This is a genomic window from Kribbella sp. NPDC005582 (genome assembly GCF_040605415.1).
In the GTDB taxonomy this organism is placed as follows: domain Bacteria; phylum Actinomycetota; class Actinomycetes; order Propionibacteriales; family Kribbellaceae; genus Kribbella.
The window spans coordinates 315811-333638 of the sequence record NZ_JBEXCU010000006.1 but is presented as its reverse complement, the minus strand read 5'-3'; the positions used below and the strand labels follow the sequence as shown (position 1 = coordinate 333638).

Here is a 17828-nt window from a genome sequence, read left to right as displayed (position 1 = left end):
ACCGCTCCACTCCCTTGCATAAAAGATCGACCTGTTCGACCATGCCGGAACCCACTCCGGCAGCCAACCTACTCGTCGTTGACAGCTGACCTCGACAGCACTCTTCGGATTCCTCTGATCGGCGCGGAAAGATCTCTCTGATCAATAGCGGCCGCTTCAAGATGAATCAAGACTGAAGATTCGTTGTTGCATTCAGAATACTGGTTCAGAAATGCTTCGAGGCATGCACTGAGCACATAAACCACATGCTCCTCGACCTCCAGGCGTCCCGCAGTAACTCCTACCGCTGAGACAGGGCTCAGAGGTGTGGCCAGAATAATGCCAGGCGCCCCGTCGCCGCGCGTGTTCGCCAAGACCTGCGCGACCCCCATCCGCGGGATGCCGCCGTAACGCTCATGAGCTAGCGGCGAACTCAGAATGGCAGCATCGCAGTCTTTGCCTGTCTCCGGCACCGACCCGACACGGAACTCGACATTTGAAAGATCCCGCAATCCTTGCCTGCAGGTTTCCACCATGCGTTCAGTGGATGCCGCAATTACGTACCTCATTTACACATCACGCCACCAATACTCATCTTTGTCATGATCGACGGCCGGCCTAGGATCTTCAGTTCATGGTTCCTAAGAGCGACACCACTGTCAATAACGTCGGCAGTGTGAGGCATGTACGCCTTCTCGGGCAGATCTGCAATCTTCACTGTCGTGCGAATCATGGTGTAGGGGCTATCTCCTGGGAATGCCGCGTACGCCCGGCGGGCATATTCAGAGGCGCCTCTCTCGGTGAAGGAGAAGTACTTGACTCCAGAAGGACTATTCCACGACCTATTCGCTGATATGTCCGCCAGTTCTTTATCAGTAACTCCTCGCCAGAGGTAAATCTGACCTTCACCCGGCCCACCATCATTATGGACCAGGACGGGCACCTTGCCCGCTATCACATAGTATGTATGGATGTCTGCCACTGAGAGGTTATAGGCTGCGGCACGATGCGCGGTTCGTGGCACGAGGCCCAAGACACGAACCGGTCGGTTGCCCACGCTGAGGACGAGCTCACCTGGCGCTAGGTCGTCTGCACGCTCAAAGCGGCCATCTGTGACTGACCAGAATGGGTGGTCTTCGGTCGTGGTGAGCTTTCCGCCGTCGAGAACCAGGTCCATGACCGTGTCGTCGTGGACCCAGGTCCGCAGGACTGTCTTCGTGCCACGCCTTCCGGTCTCCGGGTCCTTCGCCAGAACCTCGTCACCGGGTTTGACTTCCTTGATGGGTTTGCGAGTGCCATCCGCCATGAGGACCTCGGTCGATCCTGCGAAGCTACAGAACTTCCTTGCCAGCGGGACCTTGCGGGCCAGCAATATCTCGGCTCCATAGAACCCGACCGTTCCAACAGCTTCGCCGGGCCGCCCACCGGAAGCATCCCGCCAAACCCCCTGCCCGGCGGAAATGAGGCCGTCTGCCATCGCCTGTGCCGGGTTGAGGCTGAGCACCCAGTTCAGACACTCCTCCAGGACGCCATTCACACAGTTGTAATCCCTGCCAACTTCAGCCCGCGCGGCCGGAATAATCCCCTTGACCTGTGCAAGGGCGGTCTTACCGAACCCCTTCAGGACGCCGAAGGCGTGGCCATCCCTGCCGCCGAATCCATGCTCGCGATGATCCGAGCCGCCCGAGTCGCCTTGGTTCGTGTTCGACGGACTCACTGGCGTCGGCGTGTCATCGGAGGTGTCGGCCGGAGGAGTCGGCGTGGGGTGGGAGCCGCACCGGGTCTCGCCTTCGCCGAGGGCGCAGAGGCCGGTGGCGTCGCTGAAGGAGGTCGGGTTGTTGTTCGCGTAGGCGTAGCCCACCAGGGATTGCGGCGTTGCGGGTTCGAGGACCGGGTCGACGCTGATGAAGTGGCCGAGCGTCGGGTCGTATTCGCGGGCGCCGATGTGGGTCAGGCCTGTTGTTTTGTCCTCGGGCTTGCCCAGGAAGTTGTGGGTGTCGGGCCATGCGGTGGGGATTGGACCGCGCGCGGCCCCGAAGGGGGTGGCGTAACGCGCGGTGGGGGTGTGGGTGTCGTTGGTCAGGGTTAGTTGTGAGGTGTTGTGGTAGTCGGTCGCCAGCCAGTCGATTTTGTCGACATTGGAGCGGACTGCGACGTCCTTGCCGCCGATCGAGTAGGTGCGTTTGGCCGATACGGCCTTGACGCTCGAGCTTGAGTCGACGGTGACCTCGAGGGAGCCAACGTAGAGGGTGGTCTCCTTCGGGGACTTGCGGAGGAGGAGGTTCCCCTCGGCGTCGTAGATGTAGTTGGTGTCGCCCGTCTGGCTGGAGAGCTTGCTGAGTTTGCCCTCGGAGTTCCAGTTGAGTGAGTGCTGCTGGCTGTCGGGGCCTGGGCGCGTGGCGGTGTTGCCGGCGTTGTCGTAGGTGTAGTTTGCCTCGGGCTGGGCCGCGGCTCCGGTGGTCGCAACTTTCGAGACCGCGTGATCCTGGGTGGCCGCGTAGGTGTAGGTCGCGGTGGTGTCGCCGGCGGATGTGTGATTGACCTCGGTCTTCCGCGATCCGTTGGTGTTGTACGACCACGACTGCCAGTACGGCGCGGCGCCGCCCAGGCTCGAGACGGTGGGAGACATATCGCAGTTGCCGCTCGCAGGGGTCCAGGCACCCGTCAGGCGGCGGTGGCCGTCGTAGTCGAAGCATTGGACATCGGGTGCGACGGTGTTGTCGTCTTTCAGCAGGTTGCCTGCCGGGTCGTAGCTGAACCGGCGCTGTGAATGGATCGTGTCTCCTTGAGCGACCCAGATCTGCAGGAGACGGCGGGTGCCGACCTCGAGCGGTTGCTGGATCACGAGATCCTGATCGTCGCCGAGGTCGTACGCCTCCGGATCACCCAGCTCGGTGTACTTCACATTCTTCGCGTAGGTGCCGTAGCCACCGATGAGTGACGACGGTTGACCCAGCCGTGTGTAGGTGTACTTGACCGTCTCGGTCGCGATCGGGCCGCCGCCGGGCAGGTAGTAGGAGCTCGGCGTCCGGTCGTCTGGCGAATAGGTGGTGTTCGTCGTGTACGAACCCTTGAGCTCGTCGCCCTCTGTGGCCGGGATGACGACGCTCGTCGAGATGGGGTTGTAGAGGAGGTTCCGCGAGACGATGAGGTTCTTGTACTGGGGCCCGGTCTTACCCGCCGTGTAGCGGATCGACCCGAGCACCTGTCCCAGGTTGCCCGATCCGTCGTACAACCAACTGGCCAGCAGGTTGGCGTCGGTCTTGGCCCCTTGATGCAGGGTGACCTTGCGGTCCAGATTGTCGTACGTCGTCAGCAGGGTCTCCTGCTTCGCATTCGTCGTCGACACCATCCGGTCGACCTCGTCGTACCCATACGTTGATGCGCCCGCGTCGGGATCCGTGGTTCCCACCTTCCGGCCGAACAGGTCGTACGAATACGTCCAGGTCGATCCACCACTGACCAGTTTGGTCAGCCGGCCCGCGAGGTCATACGTGTAGTTCGTCGGGATGAACCCGGACGTGACGACGTTCGAGTCGTACTCACGCCGCTCGACAATCTGACCACGCGCATCCGAGATCTCAGCGGTCGCGGGCGCTCCGGCCGGCGGCAGGGTGGTGACCGTGTCACCGCCGTAGACCTTCCGAGTCGTCCATTTGTTCTGGGCGTAGACCGCGAACGTCGATGCGGTGACCCGGCCGACTCCGTCGTACGTGGACTCCGTTTCGGCAGGCGCGGACGCGTCATCGACCGACACGAAGGTGCCAGTCGGCTCGGAGTCGTCGTCCCACATGTCGCGGTTCTCGATGACGACCTGACCGCGGGAGTTGTACTTCGACTCACTGAGGATCCGGCCGCCGTTGGCCGCGGGCATCTGTGTCTGCTTCGCACGGAGCAGCGAGTCGAAGAGCGCGTAGCTTGTGTTGTAGCCGTTGGCGGTGATGTTCAGGGTGTCGGTCCGGACCGATGAAGGTGCAGTCGCGGACAGGTTGTAGCTGTACTTGGTGTTGGGGCTTTCAGGCTTGCTCTTGGAGCGGTTCGGCAGCCAGACGCCGGTCAGCCGGCCCATCGCGTCATAGCCGAGCTCGGTGACCTTCAGGTTCGGGTCGGTGACTCGAGCCGGGAGTCCCCATTCAGGCAGGTACGACGTCGTCGTTTTCAACCTTGTCGTGTTTGTGCCGGAGATGGCCGGTGTCTGCACGGCGGTCTCCGTCAGCGCGCCTTGCCCCGCCGGCGTGTACGACGTGCTGGTCACGCGGCCGAGCGCGTCGGTCGTCGACAGTGGTCGACCGAGGTCGTCGTACGTCGTGGTCATCGTGGGCGAGTACTGGGCCACCCCGGTCGAGCTGTAGCTGCTCAGCCGCTGCGTCGAACTGACCTCACCCAGAGTCGGCGCTGCACCGAAGGCACCACCGTCATACATCGTCCGGACGTCCGACAGGACCCGATCGGCCCCTGGGGTGTCCGACCCGGCATCGCAGAGCCCCTTTGAGGTGACGATTCGGGACGGGTACGCGATCAGCCCCTTGGCCGCGTTCGAGGCGTAACTGGTGAGTGTGCAGGTCTCGTCGACCTTCGCGGAGTCGCCCGCATCCTGGCTCTTCACCGGCAGACCTGTGGTGTCGTCGTACGTCGTCGAGACCGTGCGAATCAGGTCCGGTCGGCCGGCGTCGCGTGCGGTTCGGCTCTGGGTGGCCGACGGACGCACGAATCCTGCTGTCAGGATCAAGTCGTCGGAGGTCGTCTCCGTTCCGGCGCCTTCGACCTGTTGAGTTGCTGTCGGCTTCACCCAGTAGTCAGTGATCTCGCCCGAGACCTCGGTGTTGCTGCCTGCTGCCTGGAACGTGATGCTCTCGCGCACCTGCCCGGCCAGCGCGGGTACGTCGGCGCGAGTCCCGCCTGCCGTGTCGGCGACGGTTTCGGATTTGGTCCCGCCGGCAGCCAGCTTGTCGCCGTTCATGCCTCGGAAGTACGTCGTCACCTGACGGGACTGCGGACCCGGCTGGGCTGGATCGCCTTGGCTGACCGTCACGGTCTTGTAGCCGCGCCACTCTGCCCAATCCCGCTTCTTCTTGGGAATGAAGGCGTTCTCCTGGTAGTGCCAGGCAGCGCCGCCCGAGTAGGTGTAGTTCGTGACCAAGGCATCCGCGTTGCCGGTCAGGTCGTTGACACGCACCTGGTTGACGACGTACCGGTGGAACCAGTCGTCTCGCTCCGTCTCCTTCGGCGGGGTCCACTTGACCGGGTAGCAGCGCAGGCTGTTCCGGTCGTGGGACGCGGGCATATTCGTCTTCTGGATGCACTCCGGTCCCGAGTAGTTGACGGTGATCTGCGCTCCGGTCTCGGTCCAGATGTTGCCGACGCGCAGCTTGGTCATCGGCGGGAGGCCGTCGCTGCCGTCGCCGTTGTCATCGACACGGTTGGCGAGCGGGGACTTCCCGAAGGTGACCTTCAGCGGAGCCGCGGGAGTCTCGCCTGCGGCAGCCAAGCCTGTGTGCGTGATCGACTGCAGCCACAAAGCCTTGCCCGAGAAGGAGTCGCCCGGGTCCGGAAAGTCGACCGCCGTCTGCCAGCGGTCGACGTTCGCGTACGTCGTTCCTTTCAGTACCTGCGTCGTGATCGTCTCCAGGCGACGACGCGTAAAGAACGTCGGTGCCGGCTTGCTGCAGGCTGCCCCCGACGCGCAGATCTGGTCGAACGGGACGTCCGGCCAGTTCGCTTTCGTCGTACTCGTGAACGAGCTGCAGTTGGACAGGCAGCGCTCCTGGGTGCCGAAGACGACCTGCATCGGCGCGGTGGTGGCCAGGGCCGTCGACCGCTGGCCGTACTTGATCGACGTCAGGTAGCCGCCCCGTGTGTACGCGGCATTGGCCGTCGCCGAGCCGTTCTTCGCGTAGTAGTTCGTCTCCTTGGCGTACCACATCGTCATCGCGTTGCCGTGCGGGTCGACGACGTAGTCGAGGTTCCAGCGCCAGGCCTGGTCACAGAAGGAGCTCGCGAAGGTCGCGTTGTAGCACTCTTCGCCGGACGTGTCGCCGGAGACGGGAACCGTGAACACCGAGTTCGTCGGCGTCGTCACGCCGGGCACGATGTTCTGGCCGAAGAAGTACTGCGTTCCGTCCTGAGTGGTGACCTTCCAGACTTCCTTGTTGTTGTCGGGGTTGTCCGGAGAGACGACCTTCTCGACCATGGAGCCGTCTTCGTCCTTCAGCTTCCAGCCGCTCCCCGACTTCACCAACTCGTTCGACTTGCCGTTCATCACGAGGGTGGCGTTGTCGTACTTCCAGCACAGGTCGTACTTTCCGGCATGCCCCTCGTCGTCACAGCTCGCGTACCTGCGCTCGACGTACGACTCGCTGAGCTCGAAGCCTTCGCCGACCCAGGACGGCTGATTGTTCGAGGCAACGGTCCGGCCGTCCACCGACTGGGCGGAGTACGAGAACGACAGACTGGGCGACGGACCTCCGGTCGCAGGCGGGACCCGCAGCGGATAGGACCAGGTGAAGTCGCCACTCGATCCGCCTGCTGCCCAACTCGAGGCGGCCGCCAGGCTGGTCGCCGTGTAGTCGCCGGCGGTGGACTCCGACGCAGCAGTGACGGCGAGGAGCCGCGCGTTCGAGTCGAGGGCAACCGGTGCCGACAACGTCTGCTGCCGCAGATCGTTGGTCGAACCGAGCTCGGTCTGCGTCAGGCATCCGGCCTTCTGGGGCGTGGTGAGCGCACAAGCCGGAAGAGCGACCAGCTTGAGCCGGGTGCGCCAGTCACCGCCGTAAGCGTTCGCGAACTTGGAGTAGTCGATCTGGACCTGCGTGGTGCCCTTTTCCAGTCGGCTGTCTGCGCGCGATGCAGTGAGCAGTACGCCGTCGATGCCGGCCTGCTCGGCCTTCGCATGGTCGAACACGCGCAGGCGGACCGCCCTGGGTACGGCCGCCGCTCCGCGGCCCTTGGCCGAGGGCGGAGTGCCGACGCCAAAGGTCGAATGCTCAGCTGTGGCCGTCGTGGAAAGAACTTGTTCGGAAGCGGCCGGCCATGCCGGCGCCGGGATCGACGCTGACTGACGCTCGGCCTCGGCGCGCTCGGCCGCCGCCCGCTGAACCTTCGCTGGATCGAGCGGACGGGCATCGACATCGCGAGCCCTCGGCAGCGGCGGGAGGACCGAACTGGCGGCCGCGGTCGGCGCTGCTCCGGGCTGCAGGCCCGAGACCAGCACAGCGCCAGCTGTGAGCGCGGCCGCAAACGTCCAAGAACGCCGGGAGCGCACTGCGCTGAACTTCATCGAAAACTTCCTCACTCGCGGGGCGGCGGTCATCGATCAGCCCTCCGTGCTCGTCGGGCAGACGTCTTCGCCGAGGTCGGGATACTCCGTGCAGGTTGCGCGATCGTCCAGAGCGCCCGTGTACAGGCGGACGTCGTCGATCCAGCCGGCGAACTCACTACCGGTCTCCCGCCCCTTACCGATGACGGTGCTTCCCAGCCGGTACGGCGAAGTGTGGCGGTGCTCGCTGCCGTCGATCGTGCCCTTGTCGACGGTCAGCGTGATCTTGCCGAGCGCCCCACTGTTGATCTGGTCAGGTGCGGCAGCGTCGTAACTGCCGATGAGCAGCCTCCACTCGCCTGCCACGGCATCCTTCGATTCCGGGTACACCGCGGTGTCCGGTGTGGTCGAGTTCGCCGGGGTGCGAGTGAACACCCACTCTCCGCTGATCTCGTCGACCGATCGCCACTCGAGTCGCCAGGCGTCACTGTCGGGGCCCGCCTGGCGGAGGATCACTGCCGACTTGTTCGGATCGGCCACCTTGACCCAGACACCGGCCGAGAAGCTCGTCCCGCCGTCCACCACCGGCCGCGGCAGCGACAACGCCTCGGACGCGGCGCCGGAGAACGCCAGCACCTGACCGCGGTCGTCGTCGGTGACGAACGCCGCGGACTGATCCGCGCCCGTTCCGAATCCACTGATCGGCATGTTCGCGCCGTACACGACGTCCCCGGTCCGCCAGACCTGGTCACTGGCCAAGTAGGCGCTGTTCAGCGGCCAGTGTGCTGCCGAGCCGGTGACCACCTTGTCGTCCTTGCGCGGATCGGCCACGGTCATGACGGCATCCGCCGTCAGGGCTCGTTGCCAGATCTGCACCGAGTCGATCCCGCCGATGAACCGATTGGTGAAGACGTCGTTGTACTGGCCATGTCCGATACTCAGCGGCCCGGTCGCCTTCCAGGCCGAATCGGGATACGCCACATTCCCGGCTCCCTGCAGCCGGCCGTTGACGAACAGCTGGATCTTCCCGAGCCCTTGGTCGTAGACACCGACCACGTGGGTCCACGCGCCCAGCACGCCCGGCTCATCCGACTTCGCCTGAACCGCGACAGGGGTCATCGTGTCGGTCTTGAATCGCAGGAACACCCAGCGGTTCAGCGACTGTGAGTAGTACAGCTCGAAGGCGCTACTGATGTTGCCGGCCGAGGCCACGACTACAGCCTCCTTGGTGGACGTCAACCGCGCCCAGGCGGAGACCGTGAAGCTCTTGGAAGTGTCGACCGGCGTCGTCGCGGTCTGGGCGAAGTCGTCCACACCATCCAGCTGCAGCGACCCTCCGCTCCGACCGGCGTCGTCGAACGCTGCACCATTGGACAAGGTGAGCGGATGTGGCGAACTGGCGCTGTCCGCGGCTGTGGTCCCGGTCTTGTCGTCGAACGACCAGTCGGCAACCGGTGGCGAAGCACTCTTGACGTTCACCACGAAGTCGGTCACTCCGCTACTGCCATGTCCGGCTGAGTCATAGCTCTGAACGTGCAGACGGTTGAAACCTTCTTGGGGAGGCACGATGTTCGTGGTGACGGTATTACCGCTCACCGCGGTCTTCGACGACGCGCCTTGGAACCAGTATTCGTGCTTGATGACGTCGGCAGCGCTTCCTTTGATCGTGAAGGAGACGGGCGCACCCTGCGGTGGCAGTGCTTCACACGGATTCTCGATGTCGCAGTTCTTCACCGCATCCGCGCCGTACTTGGCCGTAACTGTTGGTGGCGCCGGCGCCAATCGATCCACCTTGAAGTAGCAGAACGCGGAGTCCACTGATTTCAGCTCGGCGCCGGTCGCATAGGGATAGATCGTTCTGGCGCGGAAGTGGTACAGGCCCTGGTCAGTGAAGGTGGTGCTCGGCAAGGTGAGCGTCAGGGGTGTGTTCGGGCTGTCGAGCCCGGTTCGCTTGGACAGGAACGGGTTCCCGGTGGTGCTGTAGAACCAGAACTCGATCTGGACCCGCGCGCCGACGTCCGCGGCGGTGAGCTTCGGGGTAGCCGTGAATTGCAGGTTCTTCGAGCCGACATTCACATAAGACGTGGAGCTGTCACAACCGACGTTCGGGTCCTTCAGGCCGACCCCGGTGGGAACCGCAGGGGGCGATACGTACGTGACCTCGAGCTCACCGAAGGAACTGAACTGCTTCCAGGCGATGCCGTCGGTCTCGTCCGTGGCCGCGAGCCGGAAGGTCGTGGTGGTGTACCCCTTGGCAGCCGTGTCGACCATCGAGCTCGTCACCGGGAACTCGACGTACTTGTCAGGACAAGAGGAGTTGTAACCGTTCGCGAAGCTTTGACTCGTGACCGCGAGCTGAACTCCGGGCTGGTTGTTCCAGGTCGTCCGGTCGGTGATCGTCGTCGTGCGGGTAACGCTGACGGAGCGAGCGGAACAGCTGGCCGAATGAACCTCGTAGGTCCGGAGCTTGGAGCTGAGGATCTTCTTGCCCCGGAATATCGCGGCGCCGAACTGGAAGAACGAGCGGACGATCTTGTGCTGCTCGTAGTCCTCGTACCCGACACCGAGACTGTGGGTCGTCTTGTAGAACGAGGTCGTCGGGTAGAGCTGCCAGGCTGCTGCCCAGGCGGACCTGGTGGTCTTGGTCGTGACCGGGTCGAGGACAACCGGGTAGACCGTCGACGGGCTGGTAAGCAGGCCGCTGTCCGGCACCAGGGTCAGGCCGGACGCGTCACCGCGCAGCTCCATCTCAGCCGCGTGCGCACCAGCGGGACCGTCATCGACGAGTTTCGCCGAGGAACGCGGCGCGACAGCCTGCTTGCCTTGCGGAGCCGGCTGCGAAGAATCCCACATCATCGCGTCGCCGGCCGTCATGACCAGCCGGCCGTTAGCGTCGGCATACGCCGGACTGCCCTCACGGTTCGTGCGCAGTGACAGGCCCTCGGTCGTCACGGGGAAGTGGATCGAGCGCAGTGCCGGATCCGAGGCGGCCTCACGAGTCTTGACGACGACGTTGTAGCTCAACCCCTCTGAAGTGGACTCGATGACGAGGTCCACCCCTTGCATCACCTCGGAGTACGTCGCGATCGAGCCCGCCAGCGTCGGGCGCGGCAGGCGCCACGGCGACTTGAGCTCGAACGTGCCCTCGGGCACACCGACCTTGCCGATGGACGTGTTCCCGCCACCGGACAACGTGATCTGCGAGACCGCGGCCTTCGGGCCAACCGTTCCGTCCACGCGGAACTCGAGCGTCGTATCCACGGCTCTCCAGGTGTCGCCCTGCTTCACCCGCACCGGGGCATTGGACACCTTGGCGGTCAGGGACCCGTCCGGATTGGCGAAGGTCTGTGACAGCTCGGTCGTGCGGTCGGCGATCTCCACCGGGGCACCACTGGCGGCGGCGAACTTGGCCGCCTCCTGCGTGTTGCGGCCCACCTTCGGAATCGGCGGTGGCGCGGCCGCCGCCGGAATTGCCTGCAGACCTGATGTCAGGACTGCCATTGCAGCCACTACGGCCACTGAAATCCGGCCGCGCCCATGGCGCGCCAGAGCAGCACGAGATCCCCGCCTCACGTTCCCCACCCCACTGTTAGTTCACAAATCCCGAGAATGACCACTCTGGTGCAACTGGTCGATCACCACCAGCGACAACTCATACAAACGACCCATACAGTTCAGATCAAGCGCCGCACGCCTCCAGGCCTGGGTAGTCCTGGCAGGCCTTGATGGGCGAGAGGTCGCCGGTGTAGATGCGGATGTCGTCGAGGCGGCCGGCGAAGGGGGTGCCGGTGGGGCCGGGCTTGCCGACGACGACGGCGCCGTCCCGGGTGGGGGCCGCGAAGCTGGCTTGGGAGCCGTCGCGGGACCGGAGGTCCATGGTCAGCTCGATCCTGTCGTTGCTCGGATCGCGAGGATCGACGTGGTAGGTGCCGACGAGCAGGTGCCAAGTGTCGAGTGCGTCGCCGTCGTAGATCGGCGATGTTGCGACGGTTTCGGTGTTCGTGTCGGCGTTGACTCGGGCGAAGGTGAACTTGGCGGTTGTTCCATCGGGCTCGTAGGCGAGACGCCAGGTGTCCTTCGTGCTGCTTCCTTGGCGGATGATCACGCCGGGCTTGGTCGGGTCGGCGATCTTCACCATCACGGCGACCGAGAAGCTCGCGCTAGCGTCGACGACCGGGTGGCCGAGGCTGACCGATTCGCGGCGTGCACCGGTGAGTTCGAGGACCTTGCCGCGCTCTGCGTCACTGACGAACGCCTTGGACTGATCGCTGCCTTGGAAGCCCGCGATGGTGAAACCCGCGCCGCGGATGGTGTCTCGAGAACGCCAGATACCGTCCTGACCGCGAACCGCCGTGTCGAGCGGCCAGTGCGCTGCATCTCCCGTCACTACCGGGCCTTGCGAGCTGCGCGGCGCCTGAAGCTCCAATACCTCCTCGGGGCGCAGGACCCGCTGCCAGATCTGCAGGTGGTCGAGCGAGCCACCGAAGTAGCCCCCGGCCGCACCAGCCAGGAAGCTGCGGCCGACGGTCAGTGGGCCGGTGGCCTTCCAGGCGTTGGCGATCGGCGCAGACGTCTCCTGCTGAAGGCGGCCGTTGACGTAGAGCCTGAGGGCTCCGGTCGGGGCGTCGTACGTCGCGAGCAGGTGTGACCAGGCGCCGTTGACGGGCGACTCTTTCGAGGATGCCTTGTACAGCTGGGGAATCGCGACGTCGGCTGCGGTGCGCGCAAAGACCCAGCGTTTGGTCGACGGGTCGTAGCCGAGACCGGCGGCAGCGGTGTTGGCGCCGTTCGCGGAGGCGATGACCCGAGCTTTGACGGGTTGGTGGGCCGGGCCCACACCGAGATCGAGAAGCTCTGCGTGGTGTCGACGACAGACTCGCTCGCGGACGCGTAGTCGTCGGCGCCATCGAGGGCAAGCGCGCCATCGAGGCGGCCGGATGCCTCGAAGGCCGCCCCGGTCAGCGCCAGCGGGTGCGTCAGCCCTGGGCCGTCCGCGGCCGTCGTACCGCTGCCGTCGTTGAACCCCCACGAACCGACCGGGCCGGGCGCTGGGCCGACGAACAGCATGAAGTACGTGTCCTGGCTGGGCTGACCGAAGGAATTGACGCTCTGCACCATCAGAATCAGGCGGCCATCGGTCGGCGGCTCCAGGTCCAGCGTGGCGGTCGGGCCGTCGACCGAGACCGGGTTCGTGCCAAGCCATCGATAGCGAATGCTCACGACATCAGGGGAGGTCGAGGTGACGGTGAATGTCACCTTGTCCCCTAGAACCACGCCCTCAGGACACTTCGGCAGAACCCAGCAGTTCTCGAGCGGCTCGCCGTGATGAGTCGCCGTGACCGACGGTGGCGCCGGCGGCACAGGTGGGTCGGCGGCGGACGCGACGGGCACGAGCGTGATGACTAGAGCTAAAGCGGCCAGCAGCGTTCCGGCCAGACGGCGAACTGACAGCGGGCGTGCGTGATTCATTTGGTCCCTCCCCAGGGCGGCTTTCAGACCAGCGAGCCATCCTGTCGTGTGCGTACGGACGGTGTCCATGAAGTTGCACGAAGCTGCAGAAGGGTGCGCGTGGCGAGCCGGTGGCGCGATAGCGTGCGGGCATGGGACGGGATGTGCGGGTGGTGTACCGGAAGTACGACGAGAGTTTGCACTGGCATCAGTGGATGGAGTGGCTCGGGGAGGACGAGTACGGCGTTTGGCTCGGCGGGCGGGTGGGGGCTGTGATGCAGCGGGGTGAGGGGTTGAAGCTCACTGCGGCGGAGGCGCATGTGCAGTTGTTTCCGCGGGACAAGTGGTTCACGGCGATCTTCAACGATGCGCCGCGGATGACGGAGATCTACTGCGACATCACGACCCCGGTGGAGTTCAGCGAGGATCGGGTGACGATGATCGATCTGGATCTGGATGTGATCAAGAAGCGGGACGGGTCGGTGCTGGTGGACGACGAGGACGAGTTCGCGGAGCACCAGGTGAAGTACAACTATCCGGCCGAGGTCATCGAGCAGGCGCAGGCTTCGTGTGACTGGTTGGTGGGGGCGGTCGTCAACGAGGAGCCGTTCACCGGTGTGTACAAGCGCTACCTGGATATGGTGCGGTAGCTGACGGTTGTGTTCTTCAGCAGGAGCGCGCCGGGTAGGGGTGCGCGTTGGCCGGCGTACATGTCGGCGACCGGGGAGACCGTGAGATAGAGGTTCTGTCCTGCCGGTACGTCGACCGCGATCGCAGGCAGTTCGATCGTACGGCGGACGCCGTGGGCGGCGCGGTGTTCGCGCAGCGGCATGGTGTTGTTCTGGATGACGCGGGCGGTGAGTGGGCTGGTGCCGACGCTGAGCGCGAGGAACGCCGGGGTGCGCGGGACGATCGTGTAGACGTTCGCGGAGACATGTGGGGTGCCGGCGACGGTGAGCGGGCCGGTGGCGACCTTCACGGTGACCGGGACGCCGACGCCGGTCGGGGTGGCGATCTTGCCCAGGCGCTTGACGGTGTTGGCCGCCAGGGACTGTTGCGTCAGGCAACGACCGCCGGCAGTGGACAGGTGGTACTTGCCGAATCCGGTGAGACCGGTCGACTCCCCCAGCAACTGAAGGCGGAGGAACCGCAGAGCGAGGTCGGCGAAGTTCGGGGAGCCGAGGGCGATCGAGCAGGGGTCGCCGGAGGTGCCATAGCCCGGCGGTACGACGGCGGGCAGTGCGTGGCCACCGTTGTAGCCGACCAGAAGCGAGCGGGCGCGGGCACGCGGAGTGAGGGCGTGGTCGTAGATGGACAGGCCCTCGTTGAGGTTGAACAGGTTGTCGGTGATGCCCTGTTCAAGGAGCACCGGGATGTCGAGCTTGCGGCCTTCGGCCACGTGCCACGCCGGTCCGTTGTGCGCGAAGAACCGGGTGAGCTCGCGGCCGGTCTTGCCGGTCGGCCAGGCGCCGGTGGCGATCAGCGTCGCCCAGGCCTTGCCGATCGAGGGCGGGAGGTTCTTGCCGCCGCTGGCGAAGAGGATGCTCAGCCACATGGTTCGCGCGGTCTCGGACGGCGCGAGCGAGCGCTTCAGATCCCACCAGGTGATCTCGGGCGCGAGTGCGTCGAAGCGGGTCCGGCCGAAGTCGCGGAGCTCGGTGAACGCGCCGGCGAGCTGGTAGCCGCCGCCGTACGAGCCGCCGATGGCGCCGATCAGCGGGTCACCGGGTCGTTGCTTGGTCACCCAATCCAGGCCGGCGACGAAGTCCACGAGCTTGATGACGTCGCGGCCCTCGTAGTCGGGGTTCATCACGTGAGCGACGCCGGTGCTCTCGCCGAAGCTGCGCTGGTCGAAGCTCAGTACGCCGAACCCCGCGTCGAGGTGGGCGCGGAACTGCCGGATGTCGGTGGTCCGCGAACCGCCCCAGCCGTGGCTGCTGAAGATCAGCGGCACCGTGTGCGCCGCGGATGCCACGGCGGGCTTGAAGAGCGAGTAGCAGATCTGCACCGGCACCGAGGACCCCGGCTCGGGGACCGACTGCACGCAGCCGGTGGTCACCGTGTCTTCGCGGACGACGGCGGCGGCCGGCGCGGGGACGAGCGCGGCGGCGAGCAAGAGAAGGCCTGAGACGACAGAAGCAGTACGTCGCATGTGATCACTCCGCGTGGTGGACGGATCTCGCTCCGCACACGCTAGACGACGGTGGCCAGTGTCGCTAGTACGAGCTGAGAGACTGTGCTCCGTGCATATCGCGATCGAGATCGTGGCCCTCGTCGCCGTGGTGGCGGGCGGGGCCGCGCTGGCCCGCCGGATCGGGTTGTCGGCTCCCCTGCTGCTCGTGGTGATCGGGGTCGCCGCGTCCTATCTGCCCTTCGTTCCCCGGGTCGAGCTGGAGCCCGAGGTGGTTCTGGTCGGCTTCCTTCCGCCGCTGCTCTACTCCGCGGCGATCAAGACCAGCCTGGTCGACTTCACCAAGCACCGCCGCTCGATCGGCCTGCTGTCGGTCGGGCTGGTGGCCTTCACCGCCATCGGCGTCGGTCTGGTCGCCTGGTGGCTGCTCAACGTCGTGGCCGCGTCCCACGGCTACCAGCCGCTCCCCCTCTGGGCCGCGTTCGCCATCGGTGCCGTCATCGCGCCACCGGACGCCGTCGCCGCGACCGCGATCGCCAAGCGGGTCGGTCTCCCCCGCCGCGTGGTCACGATTCTCGAGGGCGAGAGCCTGGTCAACGACGCGACCGCCCTCGTCATTCTCCGTACGTCGCTCGGCGCGGCACTCGTCGTACCGACCGTGCTCCACGTCGGACTCGACTTCCTCCGCGCGGCCGGCGGTGGTGTCGCGATCGGCCTGATCGTGGCGATCGTGCTGGCCAAGATCCGCAAGCGGTTCACCGACCCGGTGCTGGACACCACGCTCAGCCTGACCGCGCCGTTCATCGCGTACGTCGCCGCCGAGAACCACTGGGTGCACGCGTCCGGCGTCCTGGCGGTCGTGGTCAGCGGTCTGATCCTCGGCCACAAGGCGCCGATCATCCAGTCGGCCAAGTCGCGGATCTCCGAGCGGACCAACTGGCGCACGTTCCAGTTCCTGCTCGAGAACACGGTCTTCCTGCTGATCGGCCTGCAGACCCGCTGGATCCTGGACGACCTCGCCGAGAGCCCGCTGCCGGCCTGGCTGATCGCCCTCTCGACGGTCGCTGTCTTCCTGGCCACGGTCCTGCTGCGGCCGATCTGGGTCGTCCCGACCACCTACCTGTCCCGCCGGATCCTCGGCCGTTCCCGTCCCGGTCCCGTCCCCTTCGGCGCACTGATCGTCGTCTGCTGGGCGGGTATGCGCGGCGTGGTCACGCTGGCCGCGGTCTTCACGCTCCCGGAGGACACCCCGCACCGCGAGGTGCTCGTCTTCATGGCCCTCGCCGTCACCGGTGGCACGCTGCTGCTTCAGGGCTCCACGCTCCCCTGGCTGGTACGGCGGTTGCAGCTGCCCGGACCGGATCCCGCGGAGGACGCGCTGCAGGAGGCCGCCGTACTGCAGGGTGCGCATCGCGCCGCGATCGCGAAGCTGGACGAAATCGCCACTCCGGACGACCCCGAGGGCGTGCTCGCCGTACTGCGGCAGCGCGGCGAATCGCGTGCGCTGGCCGCGTGGGAGCGGTTGGGGCGTCCTGAAACCGAGTACGAGACGCCGAGTGAGGCGTACCGGCGGTTGCGGATGGCGATGCTGGAGGCGGAGCGGTCGCACATTCTCAAGGTCCGCGACGCCGGCCTGGTCGCCGACGAGGTGCTGCAGCGAGCGCAGTCGGTGCTCGACATCGAGGAGTCGATCCTGGATCGCGACGAGGACGACGACGTCGGCGGTCGTTCCGAGGACCTGCGCCCACCGGCGTCGGCGAGCGGCGGCTGTGAGCACCTCGTGCACGCGCCTGTCGTCGTCACTCCGAACACGCCCGAGGGCTGCGAGGAGTGCCTGGCCGAAGGCGGCTCGTGGGTGCACCTGCGGTTGTGCCTGGGCTGCGGTCACGTCGGTTGCTGCGATTCTTCGGAGATGAAGCACGCGAGCAAGCACTACGACGAGACCACGCACCCGGTGATGCGCAGCTTCGAACCCGGTGAGAACTGGCGCTGGTGCTTCGTGGACGAGAAGCTCGGCTGATGGCTGACTGCCTGTTCTGCTCGATCATCGCCGGCACGACTCCGGCGCACATCGTCCTGGACACGCCGGAGCTGCTCGGCTTCCTCGACATTCGCCCGGTCTTCAAGGGGCACACGCTGATCGTGCCGCGAGCGCATGTGCCGACGATGGTGGAGCTCACCGACGAGGTGAGCGTCCCGCTGTTCGGTGCCGCGCGTCAGGTCGCCGCCGCGGTCCGCACGGCGTACGGCGCGCAGGGTTCGTTCGTTGCCGTCAACAACGTTGTGTCGCAGTCGGTCCCGCACCTCCACGTGCACGTCGTACCGCGGACGAAGGGTGACGGATTGCGCGGCTTCTTCTGGCCGCGGACGAAGTACGCCGACGATGCCGAAGCCGCCGAGTACGCCGCCAAGCTGCGAGACGTGCTCAGTTCATAGGCCGGTCCAGCCGCTCACCGAGTTTGGCCAGCGCACGCTCGACGGCGGCCCGGACTGTCGAGTCCGGGTCGCCGGCCAGCTCCTCAACGGCCGCGGCATGCTCGAACTCCCCCGCCGCACCGATCGCCCGTACGGCGGCCGCGCGCACGCGCGGCAGTTCGTGCTCCAGCATTGGCAGCAGCGCATCCACCAACTGACCGAGCTCTCGCTGCGCGGTGATCCGCGCGACGTGCTCACGGACCCGCCACGCCGGATCATCTGCCACCGCCAGCAACGCGTCCACCACGTCATCCCGCCAGACGTACAGGAACACCCGCGCGGCCCAGACCCGGATCCAGTAGTAGTTGGCCGGGTCAACGGGAGCCGCCCAGCCACCCGGATTCGCTGACCCCGTGATCGCGACCAGCTTCGGCAGCTCAGCGCCGTACGCCGCCTCTCCGGAGATCTCGCCGGTCAGGAACGCGACCGCCCAGTCGATCACTGTGTCGCGGCCGTGCTCCGCGCAGGCAGCCATCACTACCTCTCGCGGATGCGCCCGGTCTGCCGTCATGAGCTCAGTAAAACCTGACCCACCGACAA

The 17828-nt window shown here is 65.8% G+C and carries 9 protein-coding genes; 3 read left to right on the top strand and 6 right to left on the bottom strand.

All coding sequences use genetic code 11. The features are described 5' to 3' along the window. Positions 1-68 precede the first annotated feature (68 nt). The 4 genes from ABZS29_RS30850 to ABZS29_RS30835 form a co-directional block, all read right to left on the bottom strand. Positions 69-548 (bottom strand): hypothetical protein, encoded by a 480-nt coding sequence (locus ABZS29_RS30850; protein ID WP_355467188.1) that lies wholly within the window; start codon positions 546-548, stop codon positions 69-71. Beyond that, positions 545-7255 carry a polymorphic toxin-type HINT domain-containing protein gene (locus ABZS29_RS30845; RefSeq protein ID WP_355467186.1) on the bottom strand — a complete coding sequence of 2237 codons (6711 nt, stop codon included), beginning with the start codon at positions 7253-7255 and terminating at the stop codon, positions 545-547. The genes ABZS29_RS30850 and ABZS29_RS30845 overlap by 4 nt, the downstream gene beginning before the upstream one ends. Positions 7256-7291: 36 nt before the next feature. Further along, positions 7292-10735: a LamG-like jellyroll fold domain-containing protein gene (locus ABZS29_RS30840; RefSeq protein WP_355467184.1), complete on the bottom strand. Its 3444-nt coding sequence runs from the start codon at positions 10733-10735 to the stop codon at positions 7292-7294. Between the two features lie 178 nt (positions 10736-10913). Then, on the bottom strand, positions 10914-12071 hold the full coding sequence (locus ABZS29_RS30835) for a LamG domain-containing protein (protein WP_355467182.1): 1158 nt from the start codon (positions 12069-12071) through the stop codon (positions 10914-10916). Positions 12072-12834: 763 nt separating this feature from the next. Here ABZS29_RS30835 and ABZS29_RS30830 point away from each other — a divergent pair. Next, positions 12835-13332: a DUF402 domain-containing protein gene (locus ABZS29_RS30830; RefSeq protein ID WP_355467180.1), complete on the top strand. Its 498-nt coding sequence runs from the start codon at positions 12835-12837 to the stop codon at positions 13330-13332. Here ABZS29_RS30830 and ABZS29_RS30825 read toward each other — a convergent pair. Continuing rightward, complete coding sequence (locus tag ABZS29_RS30825) at positions 13311-14834, bottom strand: CocE/NonD family hydrolase (protein ID WP_355467178.1); 1524 nt, start codon at positions 14832-14834, stop codon at positions 13311-13313. The two genes, ABZS29_RS30830 and ABZS29_RS30825, sit on opposite strands and share 22 nt — an antisense overlap. A 91-nt stretch (positions 14835-14925) precedes the next feature. On the opposite strand from ABZS29_RS30825, the gene ABZS29_RS30820 reads away from it, so the two are divergent. Together ABZS29_RS30820 and ABZS29_RS30815 are read left to right on the top strand one after the other, a co-directional pair. After that, positions 14926-16833: a Na+/H+ antiporter gene (locus ABZS29_RS30820; protein WP_355467176.1), complete on the top strand. Its 1908-nt coding sequence runs from the start codon at positions 14926-14928 to the stop codon at positions 16831-16833. Continuing rightward, on the top strand, positions 16833-17249 hold the full coding sequence (locus ABZS29_RS30815; RefSeq protein ID WP_355467174.1) for an HIT family protein: 417 nt from the start codon (positions 16833-16835) through the stop codon (positions 17247-17249). The genes ABZS29_RS30820 and ABZS29_RS30815 overlap by 1 nt, the downstream gene beginning before the upstream one ends. On the opposite strand, the gene ABZS29_RS30810 is transcribed toward ABZS29_RS30815, so the two are convergent. Continuing rightward, entirely contained in the window at positions 17239-17799 is a 561-nt protein-coding gene (locus tag ABZS29_RS30810; protein ID WP_355467172.1) for a HEAT repeat domain-containing protein, read from the bottom strand. The genes ABZS29_RS30815 and ABZS29_RS30810 overlap by 11 nt on opposite strands. Positions 17800-17828: the final 29 nt, after the last annotated feature.

What these genes read in the sequence shown, in the direction of transcription:
- ABZS29_RS30830 (WP_355467180.1), top strand. Translation starts at nt 12,835, where the DNA reads ATGGGACGGGATGTGCGGGTGGTGTACCGGAAGTACGACGAGAGTTTG.
- ABZS29_RS30825 (WP_355467178.1), bottom strand. Translation starts at nt 14,834, where the DNA reads ATGCGACGTACTGCTTCTGTCGTCTCAGGCCTTCTCTTGCTCGCCGCC.
- ABZS29_RS30850 (WP_355467188.1), bottom strand. Translation starts at nt 548, where the DNA reads ATGAGGTACGTAATTGCGGCATCCACTGAACGCATGGTGGAAACCTGC.
- ABZS29_RS30840 (WP_355467184.1), bottom strand. Translation starts at nt 10,735, where the DNA reads ATGGCAGTCCTGACATCAGGTCTGCAGGCAATTCCGGCGGCGGCCGCG.
- ABZS29_RS30815 (WP_355467174.1), top strand. Translation starts at nt 16,833, where the DNA reads ATGGCTGACTGCCTGTTCTGCTCGATCATCGCCGGCACGACTCCGGCG.
- ABZS29_RS30810 (WP_355467172.1), bottom strand. Translation starts at nt 17,799, where the DNA reads ATGACGGCAGACCGGGCGCATCCGCGAGAGGTAGTGATGGCTGCCTGC.
- ABZS29_RS30845 (WP_355467186.1), bottom strand. Translation starts at nt 7,255, where the DNA reads ATGAAGTTCAGCGCAGTGCGCTCCCGGCGTTCTTGGACGTTTGCGGCC.